Annotated in this window: 21 protein-coding genes; 19 read left to right on the top strand and 2 right to left on the bottom strand. The window is 71.7% G+C overall.

The window, feature by feature from the left end; all coding sequences use genetic code 11:
- Positions 1-102 precede the first annotated feature (102 nt).
- The 8 genes from ftsY to LV79_RS26895 all read left to right on the top strand — a co-directional run bounded on the left by ftsY (position 103) and on the right by LV79_RS26895 (position 8,597).
- Complete coding sequence (gene ftsY, locus LV79_RS26860) at positions 103-1,527, top strand: signal recognition particle-docking protein FtsY (RefSeq protein WP_253841003.1); 1,425 nt, start codon at positions 103-105, stop codon at positions 1,525-1,527.
- Between the two features lie 77 nt (positions 1,528-1,604).
- Positions 1,605-2,282, top strand: coding sequence for a helix-turn-helix transcriptional regulator (locus tag LV79_RS26865; RefSeq protein WP_253841004.1), 678 nt, complete (start codon positions 1,605-1,607; stop codon positions 2,280-2,282).
- 105 nt (positions 2,283-2,387) lie between these two features.
- Positions 2,388-4,640, top strand: coding sequence for a glycosyltransferase family 2 protein (locus LV79_RS26870; protein WP_253841005.1), 2,253 nt, complete (start codon positions 2,388-2,390; stop codon positions 4,638-4,640).
- 14 nt (positions 4,641-4,654) lie between these two features.
- Positions 4,655-5,455 (top strand): DUF4397 domain-containing protein, encoded by an 801-nt coding sequence (locus LV79_RS26875; protein ID WP_253841006.1) that lies wholly within the window; start codon positions 4,655-4,657, stop codon positions 5,453-5,455.
- Positions 5,452-6,060 (top strand): class F sortase, encoded by a 609-nt coding sequence (locus LV79_RS26880; RefSeq protein WP_253841007.1) that lies wholly within the window; start codon positions 5,452-5,454, stop codon positions 6,058-6,060. Before LV79_RS26875 ends, LV79_RS26880 begins: the two co-directional genes overlap by 4 nt.
- Positions 6,061-6,203: 143 nt before the next feature.
- Positions 6,204-6,848: an ATP-binding protein gene (locus LV79_RS26885; protein ID WP_253841008.1), complete on the top strand. Its 645-nt coding sequence runs from the start codon at positions 6,204-6,206 to the stop codon at positions 6,846-6,848.
- Positions 6,845-7,501, top strand: coding sequence for a response regulator (locus LV79_RS26890; protein ID WP_253841009.1), 657 nt, complete (start codon positions 6,845-6,847; stop codon positions 7,499-7,501). The genes LV79_RS26885 and LV79_RS26890 overlap by 4 nt, the downstream gene beginning before the upstream one ends.
- Before the next feature lie 55 nt (positions 7,502-7,556).
- Complete coding sequence (locus tag LV79_RS26895) at positions 7,557-8,597, top strand: DUF6986 family protein (RefSeq protein WP_253841010.1); 1,041 nt, start codon at positions 7,557-7,559, stop codon at positions 8,595-8,597.
- Here the strand turns inward: LV79_RS26895 and LV79_RS26900 are convergent.
- Complete coding sequence (locus tag LV79_RS26900) at positions 8,555-9,217, bottom strand: (2Fe-2S)-binding protein (RefSeq protein WP_253841011.1); 663 nt, start codon at positions 9,215-9,217, stop codon at positions 8,555-8,557. The genes LV79_RS26895 and LV79_RS26900 overlap by 43 nt on opposite strands.
- Before the next feature lie 172 nt (positions 9,218-9,389).
- Between LV79_RS26900 and LV79_RS26905 the strand changes: the two genes are divergently transcribed.
- Genes LV79_RS26905 through LV79_RS26915 form a run of 3 tightly spaced genes read left to right on the top strand, consistent with a single transcriptional unit; the run spans position 9,390 to position 13,504 of the window.
- Complete coding sequence (locus tag LV79_RS26905) at positions 9,390-10,787, top strand: ammonium transporter (protein ID WP_285470659.1); 1,398 nt, start codon at positions 9,390-9,392, stop codon at positions 10,785-10,787.
- Positions 10,784-11,122 carry a P-II family nitrogen regulator gene (locus tag LV79_RS26910; RefSeq protein ID WP_253841012.1) on the top strand — a complete coding sequence of 113 codons (339 nt, stop codon included), beginning with the start codon at positions 10,784-10,786 and terminating at the stop codon, positions 11,120-11,122. Before LV79_RS26905 ends, LV79_RS26910 begins: the two co-directional genes overlap by 4 nt.
- Positions 11,123-11,125: 3 nt before the next feature.
- The gene (locus tag LV79_RS26915; RefSeq protein ID WP_253841013.1) at positions 11,126-13,504 is read left to right on the top strand and encodes a [protein-PII] uridylyltransferase; all 2,379 of its coding nucleotides are present in this window, start codon (positions 11,126-11,128) and stop codon (positions 13,502-13,504) included.
- Between the two features lie 287 nt (positions 13,505-13,791).
- On the opposite strand, the gene LV79_RS26920 is transcribed toward LV79_RS26915, so the two are convergent.
- Positions 13,792-15,816, bottom strand: a complete 2,025-nt coding sequence (locus LV79_RS26920; RefSeq protein WP_253841014.1) for a hypothetical protein — start codon at positions 15,814-15,816, stop codon at positions 13,792-13,794.
- Positions 15,817-16,029: 213 nt separating this feature from the next.
- On the opposite strand from LV79_RS26920, the gene ffh reads away from it, so the two are divergent.
- The 8 genes from ffh (at position 16,030) to trmD (ending at position 22,376) form a co-directional block, all read left to right on the top strand.
- Entirely contained in the window at positions 16,030-17,556 is a 1,527-nt protein-coding gene (gene ffh / locus LV79_RS26925) for a signal recognition particle protein (RefSeq protein WP_253841217.1), read from the top strand.
- Entirely contained in the window at positions 17,553-18,626 is a 1,074-nt protein-coding gene (locus tag LV79_RS26930; protein ID WP_253841015.1) for an amidohydrolase family protein, read from the top strand. The genes ffh and LV79_RS26930 overlap by 4 nt, the downstream gene beginning before the upstream one ends.
- 76 nt (positions 18,627-18,702) lie before the next feature.
- Positions 18,703-19,479, top strand: a complete 777-nt coding sequence (locus LV79_RS26935) for a CPBP family intramembrane glutamic endopeptidase (RefSeq protein WP_253841017.1) — start codon at positions 18,703-18,705, stop codon at positions 19,477-19,479.
- Positions 19,476-20,225 carry a LamB/YcsF family protein gene (locus LV79_RS26940; RefSeq protein ID WP_253841019.1) on the top strand — a complete coding sequence of 250 codons (750 nt, stop codon included), beginning with the start codon at positions 19,476-19,478 and terminating at the stop codon, positions 20,223-20,225. Before LV79_RS26935 ends, LV79_RS26940 begins: the two co-directional genes overlap by 4 nt.
- 174 nt (positions 20,226-20,399) lie before the next feature.
- Positions 20,400-20,837 carry a 30S ribosomal protein S16 gene (gene rpsP, locus LV79_RS26945; RefSeq protein WP_253841021.1) on the top strand — a complete coding sequence of 146 codons (438 nt, stop codon included), beginning with the start codon at positions 20,400-20,402 and terminating at the stop codon, positions 20,835-20,837.
- Positions 20,834-21,073 (top strand): RNA-binding protein, encoded by a 240-nt coding sequence (locus LV79_RS26950; RefSeq protein WP_092776549.1) that lies wholly within the window; start codon positions 20,834-20,836, stop codon positions 21,071-21,073. The genes rpsP and LV79_RS26950 overlap by 4 nt, the downstream gene beginning before the upstream one ends.
- A gap of 11 nt (positions 21,074-21,084) precedes the next feature.
- Positions 21,085-21,606 (top strand): ribosome maturation factor RimM, encoded by a 522-nt coding sequence (gene rimM, locus LV79_RS26955; protein ID WP_253841023.1) that lies wholly within the window; start codon positions 21,085-21,087, stop codon positions 21,604-21,606.
- Positions 21,606-22,376 (top strand): tRNA (guanosine(37)-N1)-methyltransferase TrmD, encoded by a 771-nt coding sequence (trmD, locus tag LV79_RS26960; protein ID WP_253841026.1) that lies wholly within the window; start codon positions 21,606-21,608, stop codon positions 22,374-22,376. The genes rimM and trmD overlap by 1 nt, the downstream gene beginning before the upstream one ends.
- Positions 22,377-22,413 lie beyond the last annotated feature (37 nt).

Genomic DNA, 22,413 nt, shown 5'->3' on the forward strand with positions numbered 1-22,413 from the left:
GGTCGGGCGTGGACACCAAGGTCAACCGGCCTATTGGACCACGCCGGGTCGGCCGTGGCCGGTGTCCGGCGGCCGGTCGCGGCGGGATGCGAGGATGGCCCGGTGTCGAACACCCTGATCGTCATCCTCGTCGTCGCGCTGGTGCTGCTCGTCGCCGCCCTGGTCACCGGGGTCGTGCTGGCCAAGCGCAGGCGGATCAGCCTGCAGCGGCCCAAGCCCGAGGTCACCGAGCGCCCCAAGGGCGGCGGCTACCAGGCGGGCGGTGGCATCAGCCTGGCGCCGGGCGGTCAGCGGGTGGACCAGCCGCACCCGGCGGGTGAGCGGACCGAGGTGGACGGCCAGCCCGGCGTCGGCGACGACGCCTCGGTGCCGCGCGACTCGCCCAAGCGGCCGATCGTCGACATCACCCTCCCCGACACGACCGCTCCCGACACGACCCAGCCGGGCACCGACGAAGCGGACACCGCTGAGCCCACCCCCGCTGACCCCGCCGTGCCGGTGCTGCCCGATGTGGTCGTCCCGCCGCCCGCACCGGTGGTCACCCCCGAACCGGTCTTGCCGGAGCCGGTGGCGCCCGCGCCGGTCGACGAGATCGAGCCGACCAGCGGCCGGTTGGAGCGCCTGCGCGGCAGGCTGGCCCGCAGCCGGTCCACCCTCGGGCAGGGTCTGCTCGGCCTGCTCGGCGCCGGTGACCTGGACGAGGACTCCTGGACCGATGTCGAGGACACCCTGCTGCTGGCCGACCTCGGCGCGAACACCACCGAGGAGATCGTCCAGCGCCTGCGCGCCGAACTGGTCTCGCGCGGCGTCCGCACCCCCGAGCAGGCCCGCGTCCTCCTGCGCGAGGTGCTCTACGACGTCCTGCGCCCCGAGATGGATCGCGCGGTGCGCGCCCTGCCGCACGGTGAGGGCGACACCAAGCAGCCCGCTGTGGTCTTGGTCGTAGGTGTCAACGGCACCGGTAAGACCACCACCACCGGCAAGCTCGCGCGCGTTCTAGTCGCTGACGGCCGCTCGGTCGTCCTCGGCGCCGCGGACACCTTCCGCGCCGCGGCCGCCGACCAGCTCCAGACCTGGGCCGACCGGGTGGGCGCCCAGGTCGTCCGGGGCAAGGAAGGCGCCGACCCGGCCGCCGTGGCGTTCGACGCGGTCAAGCTCGGCCGCGAGACCGCCGTCGACACCGTCCTCATCGACACCGCGGGCAGGCTGCACACCAAGACCGGCCTGATGGACGAGCTGGGCAAGGTCAAGCGCGTGGTCGAGAAGCAGGGCGAGGTCGACGAGGTCCTGCTGGTGCTCGACGCCACCACGGGGCAGAACGGCCTCACCCAGGCGCGGGTGTTCGGCGAGGTCGTCGACGTCACCGGCATCGTGCTCACCAAGCTCGACGGCACCGCGAAGGGCGGCATCGTCTTCCAGGTCCAGCGCGAGCTCGGCGTCCCGGTCAAGCTCGTCGGGCTCGGCGAGGGGGCCGACGACCTCGCGCCGTTCGACCCGAGGGCCTTCGTCGACGCGCTGCTCGACTGAGCCTCCTCACACGAACGGGTGAGTCTCCTCCATCTGGATGAGGACAGCGGCGGCCTGCTGCCGCATCGTCTCGGGCCGTGGAGCTCATCAAACTCTGGCTCGTCGACGACCACGCGCTGCTCACCGAGGCCCTGACCACCAGGCTCGCCGCGTTCTCCGACCTGTGGGTCGCCGGGCGCAGCGCCAGCGACGACCCCCGGTTGCCGACCAAGCTCGCCCAGGAGCGCCCGACGATCATCACCGTCGAGCCGGAGGCGATCCGGGTCCCGCAGGCCGAGCTGTTCGCGACGCTGCGGGCGGCGGCACCCGAGGCGCGGTTGGTGGCGTTGACCGGCAGCAAGGACCCCGCCCGCGCGCTGGCGGCGGCCCGCGCCGGTGCCGACGCCTGGATCTCCAAGGCGTCGGGCATGGCCCACCTGGTCGAAGTGCTGCGCGGGGTCGCCAGGGGCGACGCGTGGTTCCCGCCGCGCCTTCTCGGCGTCGTGCTCCGCGGCCTGCGCGACGACCTCCTGCGCGGCGCGGACGGCCCGTTGGACGCGTTGTCCGGTCGTGAGCGCGAGGTGCTGGAGTGCATGGTCGACGGGATGCGCGGTCCGCAGATCGCCGCCGAATTAGGACTGTCCACAAACACCGTCCGAACGCACACTCATAGTGTCTACGCCAAACTTGGTGTGCACAGCCGATTGCAGGCTGTTAGCGCTGCCCGGGCCGCTGGCCTCTTACCCCGTGCCAAGGATCCCGTCCAGACGTCGTAGGTCGCCTCATCCAGCGGGGTGAGCCGGTTTTGTCCGTCGGAACCTACGGTCGCCTCGTCAAGTGGCTGGGGGTGGCGTGGTGGTCGACGGCGGGCTGGTGCCGAGGTGATCCCGGCATGGGTGTTGGCGGTGGTCACCATCGGCCTGGGCTTCACCGTCGGCGCGGTCCTCGGGGTGGTGCGCAGGGACCGCGAACACGGGTCGTCGTCGGTCGACTCGATCTCGCGCGTGCACCGCTCGGTCGTCGTGCTCATCAACGGGCGCGAAGAGGACTCCGCTGTCGCGATCGAGGCGGCCGAGAAGTTGGTCGCGCGCGAAGACATCTACGTCGGCACGGTGCCTCCCGAGGGCTACGAGTACGTGCTGCTGCTTGAGCCCGATCACCGGCCAGACCCACGGTTCCTCGACCGCACGATGCCGCTGTTCGACGACCCCGATGTCGTCGGTGTGGCCGGGTACGCGCGCGTGGACTGGAGTGGCCCACGGGTGTTGACCGCGTACCGTGCCAGGGCGCTGGCGCTGGGCCAGTGGTTGCTGACAGTCGCCAGAACCCGTCCGCGCACCGAGGTCGCGCGGTTGTCGCCAAGCCCGGCGCGCCTGTTCCGCACGCGCGTCCTCGCTGATCTCGACCTCGGATCCAACCTCTCCCAACAGATCTACCGCCGTCGACTGGGCCGTGTCCTCGTCGTTCGCGGGGCCGTCGTGGACGTCGCGGCACCGGCGGGCCTGGGGGAGTACTGCACGCAAGTCAGCACCGGCGCGCGGGACTTCTGGCGAAGCTCTTGGCGTAACCAGTTCCCCCGAGGCACGCCAGCCTTCGCGGTCGAGACAGCTATCGCCTCAGCTCTGTGGTTGGCGCTACCTGTCCTGGTTGTCACCGGCGTGGTCACCATCCCGGCGTTGCTCTTGGGCGTGTTCCTTCCCGATCTTCTGCTGACACTCGCTGTGGCATTGCGGCAGCGAGAACCGCGCTACTTGCCCGTGGCGTTCTTACTGCCGTTCGTGCGCGTCCTCGACGCGAGTCTTGTGTTTCTCTCGCTGCTGCCGCGCCGCTCGGTGGCGGTAGCCGGTTGGCTGGTCGCGGCCGCCTCCGCCGTGGTGTTCGTGTTCCGCGTGCATGTCATGGCCGCTCGACTGCCGGTCACGTCACTCGAACCAAGCCTGGTGGATGCGGCCTACTCGCGCGTGGCCGGACTCCAGGGCATCCCGGTCGCCTTCGACATGTGGGCGACCACCCTCCAACTCGTGCTCTACGGCGGAGTCAGCGGATCCTTCAGCCGCTACGACTCGGTCCTGGCAGGTGCCCGCGAGGCTTCCGTGGCCGCTGCCGCCGTACTGGCCCTCTGCGCGTTGCTCACCGCGGTCGTTCTCCGTCTACACCCGTTGTTGGTGTCCGCAGTGCTGGTCGTCTGCTGTGCCACCGCCGACTTGTTCGCCACCGCGGGCCCACGTGCTTTCGCCGCTGCTTGGCTCGGTGTCGGCGCGCTCGCGCTTGCCGGGGCTATCACCCGGCGTACCGCGAAACTCATCCCGGCCGTCATCATCGCGGCGATCGCGGTAGTCCTCACTGTTCTCCCAAGCCCTCTTGCGGTCGTCGTACCGGGCTTGTTCGTGGCCGCGTTGTTCGGCGTGGCGATCCTGCTGGACAGGCTTCCGCGCGCTGCTCGTCCCGCGTTCGCGGTAGCGGCTCTGGCCGCCGTAGCCGCTGTCGCCTTGGGCGTCCCCACAGTTCGTCCGGTAGCGCCAACTGTCGACCACCGAGCCATCGCCGACTGGCTCGACTCGAACGCGACCAGCGATCTCGACCTCTCCGCACCGCCGCTGCTGTGGTCCGATCTCACCCGGGACCTCGCCGACACCGACGGCCGCGTCCGCCGCGGTGGACCCGCCGCTCTCGCCGTCGACGGCCCGGGGCTGCCCGTCGCGACCTTCCCCGGTGCCACCGTCACCCTGACCGCGGGCGGCGCCGGGTTCGTCGGCGACGGCAACCGGGTGGTCGCGGGCGTCGACCTGGCCGCCAACACCCGGATCACCGCGCCGGAGCCGGTCCGCCTCGCGTTCAGCACCGGCCGCGTCGACTTCCGCGTGATGGCCGTGCTCGCCGAGATCAGCGCCCAGACCCCGATCACCATCGCCGACGTGACCAACCCGGAGCCCGAGTACAGCTCCGAACTGCCGCTGCGCACCGTCGTGCTGTCCGCTGTGGACGGCCGCCCGGTGACCGACCCCGCCGTCGCCGCGGAACTCCGCGCCTGGTTCTCCGCCCAACTGCCGCCCTACGCCCCCGACGACTTCCGCAGCACCGACGAGGGGTTCGCCGTGTCCTGGCGCCTCTCCGGTGACCCCGTGCCGAACTGACCGAAGGACCCGTCATGCGCCCCACCCTGATCTTCCTCGTAGCGGCGATCCTGACCGCGCTCGGCGTGACGCCCGCGCACGCCGCTAGCGGTACCTACCTCCGGTTGGCCCACCTGTCGCCGGACACCCCATCGGTCGACGTCACGGTCACGAACTTCGCCAGACCGGACTGGTCGGTGAAGCTCGACGGTGTCGGCTACGGCGCTGTCTCGGGCTACCAGCGGGTGGAGCCGGGGACCTACACGATCGCGATGCGCGCTGCCGGTGCCGACCCCAAGTCCCCGCCGGTCATCTCCGCCACCCTGCAGGCCACCGAGGGCCGCGCGTACACCGTGGCCGGGCTGGGCAAGTTCACCTCGCTCGCGCTGAAAGTGCTCGACGACGACATCTCGCTCCCGCCGCGCGGCCAGGCCCGGATGCGGGTGGTCAACGCGGCCCCCAAGACCGGGGAACTCGACATCCGCCGCGCGGGCGTGCCCGTGATCGAGCGCGCTGTCTTCGGCCAGGCGACCACCTACAGCCTCATTCCCTCTGGCGCCAACGTCCTGCAGGTCGTTCCGAAGGACACGGCGCCTACGGACCTACCGGTGACTCTTGACCCGGGCGGCGTCTACACGGTCCTAGTGCTGGAGAAGAACGGCACGCTCACCACCGAGGTCACCGCTGACGCCAAGGGCGCCGAGGTAGTCCCAACTGGTGGCGTTGAGACCGGTGAGGGCGGCACGAGTCCCACGGTGCTGCTCACTCTTGGCTTCCTGGTCGTCGCCGGCGCTGCTGGGGCGTTGTTCACGATGTTGGTGCGGCGCCGCGGATGATCACCCGGGTCGCGGTCGGCGCGCTGGGGGCGATCGTCGTGCTGTTCTGCTTCGCCGTCACCGGCGCGGCGGAACACCCCCACGCGTTGCCTAGCCCTCCGGCCGCGCCCCCCGCGCCAGTCTGGTCGGTAGCGACAACGACCGCCGTTGCGGCTACCGACCCCAGACCAGTCCGACTGCGCATTCCGGCGATAGGCGTCGACACGCCTCTTATCGACATCGGCACCGACAACACGGGCGAACTCATCCCACCTGTCGCTGCTGACGTCGCCGGGTGGTTCACCGCCGGACCGGTACCGGGCGCCGTCGGCCCTGCCCTGCTCGCGGGGCACGTCGACTCCCACGCCGGACCCGGGGTGTTCTTCCGGCTGGTGGACCTGCGGCCCGGTGACCGGGTCGAGGTCGACCGCGCGGACGGAACCCGGGTCGCCTTCGCCGTCGCGGCCACCACGCGCGCGCCGAAGACCGCCTTCCCCACCGACCTCGCCTACGCCCCGGTTCCCGGCCCTGAGCTGCGCCTGGTCACCTGCGGCGGCGCCTTCGACCGCGCCGCGCGCAGCTACCGCGACAACATCATCGTCGAGGCCTACCAGACCCTCGGGTGAGCACCTCGTCACTCCACGTGCGACACACTCGGCAAGAAAGTCCGCCATCCGGGTGAACCATTGCGCAGTCCGCACCGAATACAGCGAAACGCGCGCCCGCTGTGCGCCGATCTCGCAAGTGGACTCTCCGCAGGGGGTGCCGGATGGACTGGCCGCAGGACCGCCGGATCGGACCCGGACGGCGCAGCACCGACCAGGTGCGCCCGTTCGGCGCGGACGACGACGTCCTGCACGACATCGGGCACGAACTGGCCACCCTCGCCCTGCTCGCCGAGTCGGTGCGCGGTGCCGCCGAGCTCGCGGAGCCGACCAGGACCCGGGTCGCGCTGATCGAGTCCCAGGTGGCCAGGCTCGTCGACCTGGTGCGCGGGACGCCGGTGGCCAGCTCGGTGGACGTGCGTGCGCTGCTCGAGCAAGTCGTCGCGGTCGCCGCAGCGGCGGGCGCGCCGGTCGAGCTGGAGCCGGGCGGGCCGGTCAGTGCCGAACTCGACGCGGCCGTGCTCTGGCGGGTGGTGTCCAACCTGGTCGCCAACGCCGTCCGCGCCGGTGGCGAGGTCCGGGTCGCGGTCGTCGGGACCGACCCGCTGGTGGTCGAGGTCGCCGACAGCGGCCCCGGGTTCGGCTCGGGTCCACCGGGGCGGGCCGGTCGCGGTCTGGGCATTGTGGACGCTCTGGTGCGCTCCGTCGGCGGAGTCGTCCGGATCACCCCGCGGCTACCGGTGGGTACGCGCATCCGGGTGGCCTTCGGCGTCGTTGAGCCACCCGAGGGCACCCCGGAGGCGACATGACGGACCTGCTGCTGTGCGACGACCACACGGTCTTCGCCGACGCGCTGAGCACAGTGCTCACCCAGCACGGCTTCACCGTGCGCGGGGTGGCCGCCACCGTCGCGGGCGCCGTCGCCGCTCTCCGCGGTCTCAAGCCCGACCTGTGCCTGCTCGACCGAACGCTCGCCGACGGTGACGGGGTCGCCGCGCTCGGTGAGCTCATCAAGGCCAGCCCGCACACCAAGATCCTTGTCCTCACCGCCGACGAGAACCCCGACACCGTCACCCGCGCGTTAGAGGCGGGCGCGGCCGGTTACCTGCACAAGACCGGCAGCGTCACCGCCCTCGCCCAGGCGCTGCGGCGCGCGCTCAACGGCGAGGTCGTAGTGGAGTTGCCCAACCGCGTCGGCAGGACGCAGTCATCGGAGGTCGGTGACGCCCACCGGCTCGCCGCGCACCTCACCCCGCGCGAGCGCCAGTGCCTCGCGCTGCTGGTCGAGGGCGCCAGCACGGTCGCCATGCAGCGCCGGATGGGGATCTCGTCGACCACCGTGCGCACCCACATCCAGGCCCTGCTCACCAAGCTCGGGGTGCACTCGCGGCTGGAGGCGGCCTCGTTCGCCGTCCGCAACCGGCTGCTGGTCGACCCGCCGCACCGGGCGACCGGCACCTGACCCCGGCAGGCTGGTCCGACTGTTCGAAACGCGCCGACGGGGTCACTATGGAGGCATGCGGACGACCCTCGACGGTGCCCTGATCGCTGGTCTCGTCGCCACCCTCGCCGAGACCGCGCCGGAGGCGTCCCCCGTGGACAGCCGCGCCGTCGCCAGGCAACCCGCGCACACCTGCCTGGTCCCGGTGCAAGACGCGACCGACGACCTCCCGACCCGCTGGGGTGCCTTGGCGGCCGCCGCGCTGGCCGAGCACGCCCCCGACCCGGCCGCGCTGGCCGGGATCGTCGGCCTGCCGCCCGCGTTGGCCACGACCGTGTACGAACGGGTGCGCGGCAAGCTGGCCAGCGACCCGGTCGAGGACGTCCGGATCGACCTGACCCGCCGCGAGCACGACACCGGCGACACCGACGTGGCCAGGGCGGCCGACCTGCTCGGCCGCTGGTGCCTGGCCGAGTCCGGCCTGCGGATCCGCTCGTTCGCCACCGCCGAGTCCTTCCGCCGCTCGGTCCGGTCACTCGACCTGGCGATCACCGCCCTGGGCAGGCCCGTCACGCTGACCCTGCCCGAGGTCACCTGGGCCGAGCAGGTCCGGGTGATGGTGGGCCTGCTGGAGGTCCTGGAGCGCAGGCTCGGCCTGCCCGACGGGGCGTTGCGGTTCGAGATCGGCATCGACACCGCGCGCGCCGTGATCGACCACGGTGGCCGCTGCGCCGTCCCCGAGCTGATCGCGGCGGGCCAGGGCCGGGTGTCCGGACTGGTGTTCGGCGCCGACACCTACGCCGCTACCTGCGGACTGACCGACGCCGAGCCCGACCACCCGGTCTGCGACCTCGCGCGGCACGCGATCCTCATCGGCGCGGCCGGTAGCGGTGTCCGGCTCTGCGACAGCCCGACGACCCTCTTGCCGGTAGGGGACGCCGTAGTCGAAGGCTGGCGACGGCACTACAAGCAGGTGCGGCGGTCCTTGGTCCTAGGGTTCCCGCAGGGCGTTGACGTCCACCCCGCGCAGCTCGTGTCCCGCTATGCCGCCGTCTTCGCTCACCGGCTGGAGACTCACAACGCGGAGAGCCTCGCCAACCTCTCCTCTGGCAGCTGACGGGGACAAGAGACGCACTTAGGCGCGTCGGCCGCTTCGTAGATCAAGCAACAAGAGCCGCGGCGGACGTAGTCGCGCCCGTTGACGTTGACGAATCGCGGCGTCGGTAGCTCCGGTATGTCCTCCGCGAGCGACAGCGCTACCTCCGTCGCACCCCCCGACCACAACACCCGGTTCGCCAACGAATCCGTCGCTATCGCCCACAGCGTGCGGACCTTCGCCCCGGTCGCCTCGGCCACCGCCTCGATCGCCGACTCGAACATCGCGCCCACGGCGACACCGGGGGAGGGGCACAGGGAGTCCGAGGTGGCCCCGAGGATCCGCCCGTCCTCGTGCAGGTGCAGGGTCACCGCCGCCGGGTCCAACGCCAGGCCGGTGACCACCAGCGACTCGATCGTCGGCGCGGGCAGCATCATGCTCGCCGAGTACCACCAGAGCACCCCCAGCGTGGGCAGGTCCCCGAACCGGTACATCCGCCCAGCCGCGCGGACCTGCTCGGCGACCCACCCGACATCCGCCGTTAGCGCCACCGGCGTCGGCTTAAGCCCAGAGGTGCTGGAACCCACGTGATAGGGCAACCGCGTGGCCACCGCGACGTAGACCTCTATTACCCCGCTCATCGCTGACCAGGTTACAACCGCGATTCCGTAGCGGTCCGTTCACTACTCGTGAGGGAAACCTGGCCGTAACACCGACGAGTACGTAGTTCACCCGCGCGAAACGCGCGGAGTCCTCCCGCGAAACAGCGGGCCCTGATGCTTCCCGGCAATCAACGGTTCACGGGAGGACGATGTGAACGCAGGAGACACAGCCTGGGTCCTGGTCAGCGCCGCGCTCGTCATGCTCATGACCCCCGGCCTCGCCTTCTTCTACGGCGGCATGGTGCGGGCCAAGAGCGTGCTCAACATGCTGATGATGAGCTTCATCGCGTTGGCGGTGGTGACGGTGCTGTGGGTCCTCTACGGCTACAGCCTCACCTTCGGCAACGACCTGGGAGGCGGCCTGCTCGGCGGGTTCGACTTCACCGGCCTCAAGGGTGTCGTCGGCACCCTGGTGGGCACCGCGCCCGCCGACGCGAACGCCCCCTGGGTCGACGGCCACCAGATCCCCCACCTGGTCTTCGTCGTCTTCCAGTTGATGTTCGCCATCATCACCGCGGCGCTGATCTCCGGCGCCATCGCCGACCGGGCCAGGTTCTGGGCCTGGACGCTGTTCGTCGCGGTGTGGGTGACCATCGTGTACTTCCCGGTCGCGCACTGGGTGTTCAACTTCAACGGCTTCACCGGCGTCGACTTCGTCGGCGGCTGGATCGCCACCAAGCTCGGCGCGCTCGACTTCGCGGGCGGCACGGCGGTCCACATCAACGCGGGCGCCGCGGGCCTGGCCCTGGCCATCGTGCTCGGCAAGCGCAAGGGCTGGCCGCGCGAACCCATGCGGCCGCACAACCTCCCGTTCGTCCTGCTCGGCGCGGGCCTGCTCTGGTTCGGCTGGTACGGCTTCAACGCCGGGTCCGCCCTCGGCGCCGGTGACCTGGCGGGCGTCGCGTTCATCACGACCACCGCCGCCACCGCCGCGGCCGTCCTCGGCTGGCTGGTGGTCGAGCAGTTCCGCGACGGCAAGCCGACCACCCTGGGCGCGGCCTCCGGCGCGGTGGCCGGGCTGGTCGCGATCACCCCGGCTTGCGGGTTCGTCACCCCGATCGGGGCGTTGGCGATCGGGCTCGTAGCCGGGGTCCTGTGTGCCCTCGCGGTCAGCCTCAAGTACCGGTTCGGGTTCGACGACTCCCTGGACGTGGTCGGGATTCACCTGGTCGGTGGGCTCGTCGGCACCCTGCTCATCGGTCTGTTCGCCACCACCGGGGTGAACCCGGCGGGCAAGGACGGTCTGTTCTACGGTGGCGGCCTCGACCTGCTCGGCAAGCAGGCCATCGCCGCGGTCGCGGTGCTCGGCTACTCCTTCGTGCTCACCCTGGCCATCGGGTTCCTGATCCAGAAGACCATCGGCTTCCGGGTCTCCACCGAGGCCGAGCGGGCGGGCATCGACGAGGCCGAGCACGCCGAGAGCGGCTACGAGTTCTCCAGCCTGCGCGGCGGCGGTTCCTCGCTGGGCAGGACGGCGGACGCGTTGGCGGGCAAGGTCGGCTCCAGCACGGTACCCACGAGCGCGGGCAAGGAAGGCGCAGGACGATGAAGCTGGTCACCGCGATCATCAAGCCGTTCACCCTGGACGAGGTGAAGGCGGCCCTCGAGCAGCTCGGCGTGCTCGGCATGACCGTCAGCGAGGTGCAGGGCTACGGCAGGCAGAAGGGGCACACCGAGGTCTACCGGGGCGCCGAGTACTCCGTGGACTTCGTGCCCAAGGTGCGCGTCGAGGTGCTCACCGACGACGCCACCAGCGACAAGGTCGTCGCGGCCGTCGTCGAGGCCGCCCGCACCGGCAAGATCGGCGACGGCAAGGTCTGGGTGACCCCGGTGGAGACCGTGGTCCGCGTGCGCACCGGCGAGCGCGGGACGGACGCGATCTAGCGGATGGCACTGGGCCTCCCACCCATCCCGACGGCGGCGGACCTGGTCCTCGCCCGCGACCGGCTCCTCGCCGCCGCGGCCCCCAGGTCCGCCGCCGGGCACCGGCTCACGCCTGCCGCGCTGCGCGAGGCGCTGGCCGACCTGCACGAGTTCTGGCTCGCCGGGCACGCCGGGCGGGCCGGGATCGGTGGCAGGGGCGGCGGCGTCGCCCTGTTCGCGGTCGGCGGTCTCGGCAGGCGCGAGCCGGTGCCCTACTCCGACCTCGACCTGGTCCTCGTCCACGATGGACGGAGCTCTGTGGACGCTCTGGCCGAGCGGCTGTGGTATCCGCTGTGGAACTCCGGCATCGGTCTCGACCACTCGGTCCGCACCGTGGGCCAGGCACTGGAAGTCGCCTCAGGGGACCTGCGGACCGCGCTCGGCCTGCTCGACGCCCGACACCTCGCGGGCGACGTGGAGATCACCGCGCGGTTGGCCTCATCCGCGCGCGACCGGTGGCGCGCGGGTGCGCGTAAGAGGCTCGGCGAGCTGGTTGAGTCTGTCCGGACGCGGTGGTCCCGGGCAGGCGAGGTAGCGCACTGGGTGGAACCGGACCTCAAGCACGGGCGCGGCGGTCTGCGTGACATCGACATCTTGCGTGCGCTCTCACTCGCGCAACTCGTCGACCGCCCCGACGCGGATGTCACCGCCGCGCACGCGTTGCTGTTGGACACTCGAACCGAGCTACGCCGTATCGCTAAGCGTCCCCGTGACGTCCTACGACCTCAAGACGGCGATGAGGTCGCCACTGCTCTTGGCCTAGCCGACCGGTTCGCGCTCGCTAGGGCACTGTCCGGCGCCGGTCGGGCGGTCGCCTACGCACTCGACGTCGCGCTCCGGTCTGTTGGCGCTGACTCGACCCCGCGCCGCGTCTTCGGCGTCTTGCTCCGCGCCCCGAACCGGACTCCGTTGGCCGAGGGAGTGGTTCTGCACGGCACCGAGGTCGCGCTCGCCAGGGACGCTGATCCCGGCCGCGACGCCGGTCTCCTGCTGCGGGTCGCCGCCGCGTCGGGCCGCACGGGGCATCCCATCGCCCCCGCCGCACTGGCGCGCCTCGGGGAGACGGCGCCGGAGCCGCGCGCGCCGTGGCCCGCCGACGTCCGCCAAGACCTGGTGGCGCTGCTCGGCGCGGGGGAGGGACTGACCGACGTCGTCGAGGCCCTGGACCGCGCGGGGCTGTGGGCGCGGCTGTTCCCCGAGTGGGGCGCGGTCCGCGACCTGCCGCCGCGCGATGCCGCGCACGTGTGGACCGTCGACCGGCACCTGGTGCGCACCACGGTCAACGCGGCCCGCCTGGTGACGTCGGTGTCGCGGCCGGACCTGCTGCTGCTCGGCGCGCTGCTGCACGACATCGGCAAGGGCCGCGACCAGGACCACTCGGTCGTCGGCGCCGCGCTGGCCGCGCAGGTGGCCACCCGCCTCGGCCTGCCCGGGCCGGACGTGCGGACCGTCGCCGCGGTGGTCCGCCACCACCTGCTGCTCCCGCACACCGCCACCCGCCGCGACATCGACGACGAGACCACGATCCGCCGGGTCGTCGACACCCTCGGCGGCGACCCGGTGCTGCTGGAGCTGCTGCACGCCCTCGCCGAGGCCGACTCCCTGGCCACCGGCCCCGGCGTGTGGACCGAGTGGAAGGCCCGGCTCGTCACCAACCTGGTCACCCACTGCCGCACCGCGATGGCGGGCGGCCCACTGCCCCAACCGGTTCCCCTGGACGACGCCCAGCGCGCCCTGGCCGAATCGGTCGCCGCCACCGGTGCGCCCGGTGTCCTTTTCGAACTCACCGGCCAGTCGACCGCGGAGTCCGCCACGGTCACCCTCGCCACCGCGGACCGCCCCGGCGTCCTGTCCCGGGCAGCGGGAGTCCTGGCGCTCAACTCCCTGCAGGTCCACGCCGCCACCGTCGCCACCCACGCGGGCATCGCCGTCGGCGTGTTCGCGGTGACCCCCAGGTTCGGCTCCCTGCCCAACCCCACCCTGCTGCGCGAGCAGTTCACCCGCGCCATCAGCGGCTCCCTCCCCCTCGCCGAACACCTCGCAGCCAAGGAACGCGACTACGGCGGCCGCGCCCCCGACGCCCCAGCCCCCCGAGTCCTCTGGTTCGACCACGAAGCAGGCGGCCCCGACCCCCGAGCGGTCGTCCTGGAACTGCGCGCCCCCGACCGCATCGGCCTCCTCCACAGCGTCGCCACCGCCCTCGAATCCCAAGGCGTCGACGTCCGCTGGACCAGAGCCACCACCCTGGGCACCGCCGCCGTAGACGCCTTCGGCTTCACCCCACCCCCCACCCCCGACTGGCGCCCCCAAATCGAATCCCAAGTCCTCACCGCCGCCCGCTAACCCCCGTTCCAGTCCTGTGCTCACCGAACGGGCTGGCCGCCGAACCGCGCATGGGATGCGGAGCTGAGTAGTCCTACCCAGTGGTGCTGCGTGCCCTCACGCTGTGCCGGGGCCTTCGAGTGCGGCGAGACTGCTCTTCGTCACGTCAGGACAGTGGGGTCGATGCCGGGGAGGGTGTCAACCCACCCCCACCTGGCGGGGCACTCCCCCGGGAGGGGCCCGTTCGAGGGGTCGGGCCCCATTCCCGGGGGTTTTCGCGTGTGAGGACACTGTCGGCGGTGCGCGGGTCAGGTGTGCTGGGGGTCCTCCGGAGGGCGCGGGGCGTTGGCTAAGTCTGGGGCGGGGGTTGGCTCGTCACCGACGGGCCGGTCCGTGACGGTTGGCGTGTGACTGCCGTTGGGTAAGGCCGGGACGGTCACCGGGGTGTCGAGCCGGTCCGGTGCCGTTCGGATGGCGATGAGGGCGAGGGCCCATGCCGCGACGGCCACCAGGACCGAGCCCCAGACCACCGTGTCCAGCAGGCTTGGTCCGCCGATCTCGATCGCGCTTCCCAGGGCCACCTGGGTCGCGGCTACCCCGGTCAGGGCTACCCCGGCGGTGACGGCGGCGCTTGGGCGGGGGACCGTGGTCAGTGCTGCCGACAGCGCTAGTGCCAGTAGGGCGAAGGCGCTCCACAGGACCCACGGTGAGGACTCGTCGATCGTGCCCGCCGCGCCCCAGGTGTCGGTCGGTGTCAACGGCGCCAACCCGCGCAGCGTCTCTCGCGACTCACTACGCCCGTAGGTACCCCCGAGCACCGACAGCAAGGTGAAACCGGCTGCGCCCAGCACCACCGCCAGCACGGCCTGCCCGTGCGCCAACGCACCCCGGAGGACCAGCACCAGCCCGACCACCCCCGCGACCACCAACGGCAGCCACACGACGAGGGCTGGAGCCGCGTCTCCCGCGTGTAAGTCCATTCCGTACCCCGAGGGCAGCTGCGTCCACCAGATCGTGAACGCCACCTGCCCCACCAACAGGTACGCGGCCGCAGCGACGACCCCTGGCCGACGGTGCGCGCGCACCAGCACCCACACGGCCGCGACAGCCACTCCGAGCCCCACGCAGGCCGCCATCCCCATCGACGACGTCCCGGACAGCGGGTTCATCAAGAAGATCTGGCTGGCCGGTTCGGTCAACGACAACCCGACCAGCACCACACCCGCCAGTACCGCGCCAGGGACTCCCGGCAGCCGCATGGCGAGCACCACGACGCAGGCGTACACGACGAGCGTGAAGCTGCCCCGCGCCCAGTACGGCCAAGCCACAAGGGGCAGCGCCTGCGTGGTGAACGCGACCGCCGCGGTACCCGCGACCGCCGCCAACGCGCCCCGAGTCGTGCCGCCGCCGGGGCGCAACCACCCCGCTGCTCGGCTCGCCGCCCGCAACACCGGTGGCAACAAGATCCCGGCCACCGCGACGACCACGACCACCACAGGCACCGAGGCCAACACGACATCGATCCCGTCGCTCACGGGCTGCGAGTACAGCACCAGCGGCGGTGCCGCGACCGCGCCGCCCACCACCAGACCACCGGCCGCGTCCCGCCGGAGGACCGCGATCACGCCGAACACCGTGGCCACCGCGAGGCCCGCGACGATCGCGGTCGCTTGCACCCCGACCGGCAACACCCGTGCCAGCCCGCTAGACCCGCTGACGAAGCCAAGGGGCATCAGCCCGGTGCCGACCGTCGCCGTCGCGGCAATGCCGCCCGCCGTGATCCCCACCGTGCTCCACGAGGAGTCCGGCGCCACCCGCACCACGACGACCAGCGCGACCAACGCCATCCCGAGCGTCGTCAGCACCAAGGCCGGCTGATCGACCCCGGACACGGCCAACACCGCCACGACCGCCGTGGGGACCACGATCCCGACCCCGACACCGGCCGCCCGCGTCCCCCGCGCCGCGAAGCCGAGCAAGAACACCAGCACTGGCAAGAACGTCATCACCACGACCGCCGTCGGGGACGGCGGAGCCGCCGAGCTGAACCGCCTCGGCGTCGTACTCGCGACCAAGAGCGGCCCGAGCAGGTACGCGCCGAGCAGGACCACCGACGCCCCGACCCCGCGCGCGACGTGCGCACCGGCGACGTCCGCGATCCGCTCCGAGCCGAACACGACGAGACCGATCACGATCACCACCGCGAGCTCCAGGTACCTGAGCCCGGTCGGCACCGCCGCGAACACGCTCACGCACGCGAGCCCGAGCAACACCCCCGCCGCGACCACCGCCCCTGCCGCGAACCGACTCCGTCCCCCCACGACGTCGAGCACACCGTCCCCCTACCTCTGGTTGATCTTCGTTCCCCTTGGTGGACGGCAAGCTAACACCGGGTCCGAGTGCTCCGCGCGGAGTTGTCCACAGGCCACCCGAAGGTCAGATCCAGGACGTCCGGGCGGCACCACCCCCGGGACGACTACCCTCGTCCTGTGGCCGTGCCGAGCACGGCCGACCGACCCGACGCGCAAGGCTGGAGTGCCGCACCCGTGTTCGACACCCTCTCCGACCGGCTCACCGCCGTCCTGCAGAACCTGCGGGGCAAGGGGCGGCTGAGCGAAACCGACATCGACACCACCGCGCGCGAGATCCGCATCGCGCTGCTGGAGGCCGATGTCGCGCTGCCCGTGGTGCGCTCCTTCATCGCCAAGGTCAAGGACCGCGCCAAGGGCGCGGAGGTCTCCGGGGCGCTGAATCCGGCCCAGCAGGTCATCAAGATCGTCAACGAGGAGCTCGTCGCCATCCTCGGCGGTGAGACCCGGCGGCTGAACCTGGCCAAGACCCCGCCCACGGTGATCATGCTCGCCGGTCTGCAGGGCGCCGGTAAGACGACGCTGGCGGGCAAGCTGGCGCGCTACCTCAAGAACCAGGGCCACGCGCCGCTGCTGGTGGCCTGCGACCTGCAGCGCCCCAACGCGGTCACCCAGCTGCAGGTCGTCGCCGAGCGCGCCGGGGTCGCGGTGTTCGCCCCCGAGCCGGGCAACGGCGTCGGCGACCCGGTCGACGTGGCCACCCGCGGTGTCGAGGAGGCCCGCCGCAGCCAGCACGACATCGTCGTGGTGGACACCGCCGGTCGCCTCGGCGTCGACGAGGAGCTGATGCGGCAGGCGGCCGACATCAAGGCCGCGGTCGCCGCCGACGAGGTCCTCTTCGTCGTCGACGCCATGATCGGCCAGGACGCGGTGTCCACCGCCGAGGCCTTCCGCGACGGCGTCGGGTTCACCGGTGTCGTGCTGACCAAGCTCGACGGCGACGCCCGCGGTGGTGCCGCGCTCTCGGTCCGCGAGGTCACCGGCGCCCCGATCATGTTCGCCTCCAACGGCGAGAAGCTCGAGGACTTCGACGCCTTCCACCCCGACCGGATGGCCTCGCGCATCCTGGGCATGGGCGACGTGCTCACCCTCATCGAGCAGGCCGAGCAGCACTTCGACCAGGAGCAGGCGGAGAAGGCCGCCGCCAAGATCGGCACCGGCGAGCTGACCCTGGAGGACTTCCTCGAGCAGATGCTGGCGGTCCGCAAGATGGGCCCGATCGCCAACCTGCTCGGCATGCTGCCCGGCGCGGGCCAGATGAAGGACGCGCTGGCCCAGGTCGACGAGAAGCACATCGACCGGCTGCAGGCGATCATCCGCGGCATGACCCCGGCCGAGCGCCAGGACCCCAAGATGATCAACGCCTCGCGCAGGCTGCGCATCGCCAACGGCTCCGGGGTGCAGGTCCGCGACGTCAACGACCTGGTCAACCGGTTCTTCGAGGCCAAGAAGGTCATGCAGCAGATGGCGGGCCGCTTCGGCATGCCGGGCGGGCGGGCCAACCAGCGCAAGCAGAAGGGCAAGAAGGGGAAGAAGGGCAAGGGCCCGACGCCGCCGCGCAACCGCGGTGGGCTGCCCGGTGGCTTCCCCGACGTGTCCGGGATGCCGCCCGGCCTCAACCAGCTCCCGCCCGGCCTCGGTGGCCTCGACGGGCTGCCCCCGGGCTTCGACCCCTCGCGGCTGAAGTTCCCCAAGAAGCCGTGACCGCGCTGCACCTGCGCGGGGTCGTCCTCCCCGGCCACGACGAGCGCGACCTGTGGGTGGTCAACGGGCGGATCCGGACCAACCCGGTACCGGGAGCGGAGACCGTCGTTGACGGGGGCTACCTGCTGCCCGGGCTCGTTGACGCTCACTGCCACATCGGCATCGGTCCCGAAGGGCCGGTGGATCTCGATACCGCTGCCGATCAGGCCTTGGTGGACCGCGACGCGGGTGCCCTGCTGCTGCGTGACTGCGGTGCGCCTATCGACACCAGTCCGCTGCAAACGCGGTTGGACCTACCGAGGATCGTGCGCGCCGGTAGGCATATCTCCCGCCCTAAGCGCTACATCCCGCATCTTGGTGCCGACGTCGGTGACCCTGAGCAGTTGCCCGCCGCGGTAGCCGAACAGGCCGCTAACGGCGACGGCTGGGTCAAGCTCGTGGGTGACTGGATCGACCGCGACCGCGGCGACCTCGCCCCGCTGTGGTCCGACGACATCCTCGTCGAGGCCATCGCCGTCGCCCACGCGGCAGGCGCCAGGGTCACCGCGCACGTCTTCGGCGAAGAGGCGCTGCCGGGCCTGGTCAACGCCGGGATCGACTGCATCGAGCACGGCACCGGGCTCACCGAGGACGTCATCGCCGAGATGGCCAGGCGGGGCACCGCGCTGGTGCCCACGCTGATCAACATCGAGAACTTCCCCGGCATCGCGGCGAAGGCGACCAAGTACCCCGCCTACGCCAGCCACATGGTCGACCTGCACGCCCGCGCGGGCGCCATGGTCGCCGCCGCGGTCGAGGCCGGAGTGCCCGTCTACGCGGGCACGGACGCGGGTGGCGGTATCGCCCACGGACGGGTCGTCGACGAGATCGTCGCGCTGCACCGGGCCGGGATGTCCGCCGAGGACGCCATCGCGGCGGGCTCGTGGGGCGCGCGCGCCTGGCTGGGCTGGTCTGCTCTGGACGAGGGGTCCGCGGCCGATCTGCTCGCCTTCGACGCGGACCCGCGCAAGGATCTGGATGTGCTCCGAAGCCCGAAGAGGATCATCCTGAGAGGCAGGGTCGTCGGGTGATCCGGCCAGGCGGGCCGGACCACCCCGACTAGTCTCTGCGAACCGCAGGAATCGGACGTACTGACGGGGGACCGCGATGGCACCACCTCCGCCCGGTGACCCAACCGCCGCACCCGCGGCGGAGTCGCCACCTGTACCCGCCGCCGAACCGGCCCGCGACCACAAGTGGGGCTTCGGCGCGTTCTTGTTCGTCTTCGCCGTGTTCGTGATGTCAGCCGTCACCATCAACGCGGTGATCGGCCTGGCCGGACCGGACTCGACCGACTCGGTCGCGGTGATCCTGATCGGCACGATGGTGCCGACGGCGCTGGCGACCGTGGCCACCCTGCTCGTCACCTGGATCCGCGGCAACGGGCCCAAGATCGACCTGCGGCTGTCCTACAACCGCGACGACCTGCGCGTCGGCCTGAAGTTCGGCCTCATCGGCCTGGTGTGCACCACCGTCGCCGCGGCGATCTGGACCCGCGTGGTCGGCGAGGAGAACGCCACCTCGTCGCTGGGCACGCTGGTGGACAACCAGACCATGCCGGTCGTGGCCGCCGTGGCGCTGTTCCTCTACGTGTGGCTGGTCGGCCCGTTCATGGAGGAGATCATCTACCGCGGTCTGCTGTGGGGCGCGCTCGAACGCCTGCAGTGGGGCCGATGGGCGGTGTTCGGGCTGACCACGGTCATCTTCGCGGTCAGCCACCTCGAACCGCTGCGCACTTCGCTGCTGCTGGTCATCGGGGTGCCGATCGGCCTCGCCCGGCTCTTCAGCGGCCGCCTCGGCGCCAGCGTGGTCGCCCACCAGGTCAACAACTTCACCCCCGCGCTCGCCGTGCTCCTCATCAGCCTCGGCGTGATGCACTCGTGACGGCGCTCGACCTCAACAGCGACCTGGGCGAGGGCTTCGGCGTCTGGCGTCTCGGCGACGACGACGCGCTGCTCGACGTGGTCACCTCCGCCAACGTCGCCTGCGGGTTCCACGCCGGTGACGCGCCCACCATGCGCGCGGTCTGCACCGCCGCGGCGGCCAGGGGAGTGGCGGTCGGCGCCCAGGTGTCCTACCGCGACCTGGCCGGGTTCGGCCGCCGGTTCATCGACGTCGAACCGGAGCGTCTCGCAGACGAGGTGCTGTACCAGATCGGGGCCCTGGAGGCGTTCGCCAGAGCGGCTGGCACCCGCGTCTCTTACGTCAAACCGCACGGCGCCCTCTACAACGCCACCGTGCACCACGACGCTCAAGCCAAAGCCGTGGTGGACGGCGTTCGCGCATTCGGTGACCTGCCCGTGCTAGGTCTACCTGGATCGCGCCTTCTCGCTGCCGCGGGCTCCGCAGGCGTTGAGGAGGCCTTCGCTGACCGGGGCTACACCCCCGAAGGGACCCTCGTCCCCCGCGGGACCCCAGAGGCGTTGCTCACTGACACCGCCGCCGTTGTCGATCGTGCTCTCCGGCTAGCGCAAGCGGGGGAGATCGTGGCCATCGACGGCACGGTGTTGGCCCTACCTGCGCGCTCGTTGTGCCTGCACGGCGACACCCCCGGCGCAGTCGACCACGCGCGCGCGGTCCGCCAAGCCCTAGTCGGAGCCGGGGTCGAACTCACCCCGTTCGCGCTCTAGACCCCCGCGAGTTCTCGTTCCGATACCACGTCTGGCAGAATTGGCGGCTGTCCGTCGTGGCCGGACCCTCTCACCGTGCCGTGACACCCGAAACCTTCGGGCGCGTTCCCGCCCCCACACGGGACCGCCGCGCCCGGCACCGCATTACGAGAGCTTTGAGGAGCACCCCTACCCGTGGCCGTCAAGATCAAGCTGCAGCGCCTCGGAAAGATCCGCGCGCCGTACTACCGCATCATCGTCTCCGACGCCCGCACCCGCCGTGACGGCAAGGCGATCGAGACGATCGGCCGGTACAGCCCCAAGGAGGAGCCGAGCCTCATCGAGGTCGACTCCGAGCGGGCCCAGTACTGGCTGGGTGTCGGCGCCACGCCGACCGACCCGGTGAAGCACCTGCTGCAGGTCACCGGTGACTGGCAGAAGTTCAAGGGCCTGCCGGGCGCCGAGGGCACCCTGCGGGTCAAGGAGCCCAAGACCAGCAAGCAGGAGCTGTTCGAGGCCGCGCTGAAGGCCGCTGGCGAGGAGCCCAGCACCGACGCGACGACCCCGAGGAAGAAGTCCGCGCCGCGCAAGGTCGAGGACACCCCCGCCGAGGCGGAGGCCGCGGCCGAGTGAGTGCCCTCGCGGACGCCCTCGAGCACCTGGTGCGCGGCATCGTCGACAACCCGGACGACGTCCAGGTCGAGCTGGTCACCACCCGGCGCGGCCGCACCCTCGAGGTGCACGTCAACCCCGAGGACCTTGGCAAGGTGATCGGCCGGGGCGGCCGCACCGCGACCGCCCTGCGGACCGTGATGGCCGGTGTGGGCGGTCGCGGGATCCGGGTGGACGTGGTGGACACCGACCACTGACGGTGTCGACCATGGGACAACCCGACCTGGTCGTCGTCGGCCGGGTGGCCAAGGCGCACGGCATCCTCGGCGAGCTTGCCGTGGACGTGCGCACGGACACCCCGCAGGTCCGGTTCGCCCTCGGGGCGACCCTGACCGCGCGGCCGCGCGACGGCGCCCAGCACACGCTGACGGTGTCAGCCGCCCGGCACCACGCCGGGCGGCTGCTCGTCCGCTTCACCGAGGTCCCCGACCGCGACGCCGCCGAGGCGCTGCGGGGGGCGCTGCTGCTGGCCAGCCTGGCCGACCTGCCGCCCATCGAGGACCCGGACGAGTTCTACGACCACCAGCTCGAGGGCCTGCGCGCCGAGCTCATGGACGGCACCCTGGTGGGCACCGTCCGCGAGATCGCCCACGGCGCGGGCGGCGAGACGCTGGTCATCGACCGCGACGGCACCGAGGTGCTGGTCCCGTTCGTGCGCCAGATCGTGCCGACCGTCGACGTGGCGGGCGGCCGGGTCGTGCTCGACCCGCCGGAAGGCCTGATCGAGTAGTGCGCGTCGACGTCGTCACGATCTTCCCTGAGTACCTGGAGCCGCTGCGCGCGGCGCTGCTCGGGCGCGCCATCGAGCGCGGGCTGTTCAGCCTGGCCGTCCACGACCTGCGCAAGTGGACCCACGACGTGCACAAGGCGGTCGACGACAGCCCGTACGGCGGCGGTCCCGGCATGGTCATGAAGCCCCAGGTCTGGGGCGAGGCGCTCGACGAGGTCTGCGCGGGGTCCACCCCGCGGCTGGTCGTCCCGACACCGGCGGGACGGCCGTTCACCCAGGCCATGGCGCACGAGTACGCCGCCGAGGAGCACCTGGTGTTCGCCTGCGGCCGCTACGAGGGCATCGACCAGCGGGTCGTCGACGAGGCAGGCACCAGGATGCGCGTCGACGAGGTGTCCATCGGCGACTACGTGCTCGTCGGCGGCGAGGTCGCGGTCATGGTCGTGGTCGAGGCGGTGGCCAGGCTGCTGCCCGGGGTGCTGGGCAACCCGGTCTCCGCCCAGCAGGACTCCTTCTCCGACGGCCTGCTCGAGGGCCCCAGCTACACCCGGCCCGAGGTGTGGCGCGACCGCGCCGTGCCGGACGTGCTGCGCTCGGGCAACCACGCCGCGATCGCCAGGTGGCGGCGCGACCGGTCGCTGGAGCGCACCGTCGAGCGCAGGCCGGACCTGCTGGCCGCGCTCCCCCCGGCGAACCTGGACAAACACGATCGGGCGCTGCTCGACACCCTGCGTGCGGGGGCCGATTTCGGGTCCGGCGACCCGGTCTGACATACTTTCCGGGTTGACGCGCCCCCGGCGCGGCTCA

Source organism: Actinokineospora globicatena, from assembly GCF_024171945.1.
Taxonomy (GTDB): domain Bacteria; phylum Actinomycetota; class Actinomycetes; order Mycobacteriales; family Pseudonocardiaceae; genus Actinokineospora; species Actinokineospora globicatena.

Bases quoted from the DNA above. Each gene is read 5' to 3' on its own strand.
- LV79_RS26875 (WP_253841006.1), top strand. From the start codon at position 4,655: ATGCGCCCCACCCTGATCTTCCTCGTAGCGGCGATCCTGACCGCGCTC.
- rimM (WP_253841023.1), top strand. From the start codon at position 21,085: ATGGGACAACCCGACCTGGTCGTCGTCGGCCGGGTGGCCAAGGCGCAC.
- LV79_RS26880 (WP_253841007.1), top strand. From the start codon at position 5,452: ATGATCACCCGGGTCGCGGTCGGCGCGCTGGGGGCGATCGTCGTGCTG.
- LV79_RS26900 (WP_253841011.1), bottom strand. From the start codon at position 9,217: ATGAGCGGGGTAATAGAGGTCTACGTCGCGGTGGCCACGCGGTTGCCC.
- LV79_RS26935 (WP_253841017.1), top strand. From the start codon at position 18,703: ATGGCACCACCTCCGCCCGGTGACCCAACCGCCGCACCCGCGGCGGAG.
- LV79_RS26895 (WP_253841010.1), top strand. From the start codon at position 7,557: ATGCGGACGACCCTCGACGGTGCCCTGATCGCTGGTCTCGTCGCCACC.
- LV79_RS26910 (WP_253841012.1), top strand. From the start codon at position 10,784: ATGAAGCTGGTCACCGCGATCATCAAGCCGTTCACCCTGGACGAGGTG.
- LV79_RS26885 (WP_253841008.1), top strand. From the start codon at position 6,204: ATGGACTGGCCGCAGGACCGCCGGATCGGACCCGGACGGCGCAGCACC.
- LV79_RS26915 (WP_253841013.1), top strand. From the start codon at position 11,126: ATGGCACTGGGCCTCCCACCCATCCCGACGGCGGCGGACCTGGTCCTC.
- LV79_RS26890 (WP_253841009.1), top strand. From the start codon at position 6,845: ATGACGGACCTGCTGCTGTGCGACGACCACACGGTCTTCGCCGACGCG.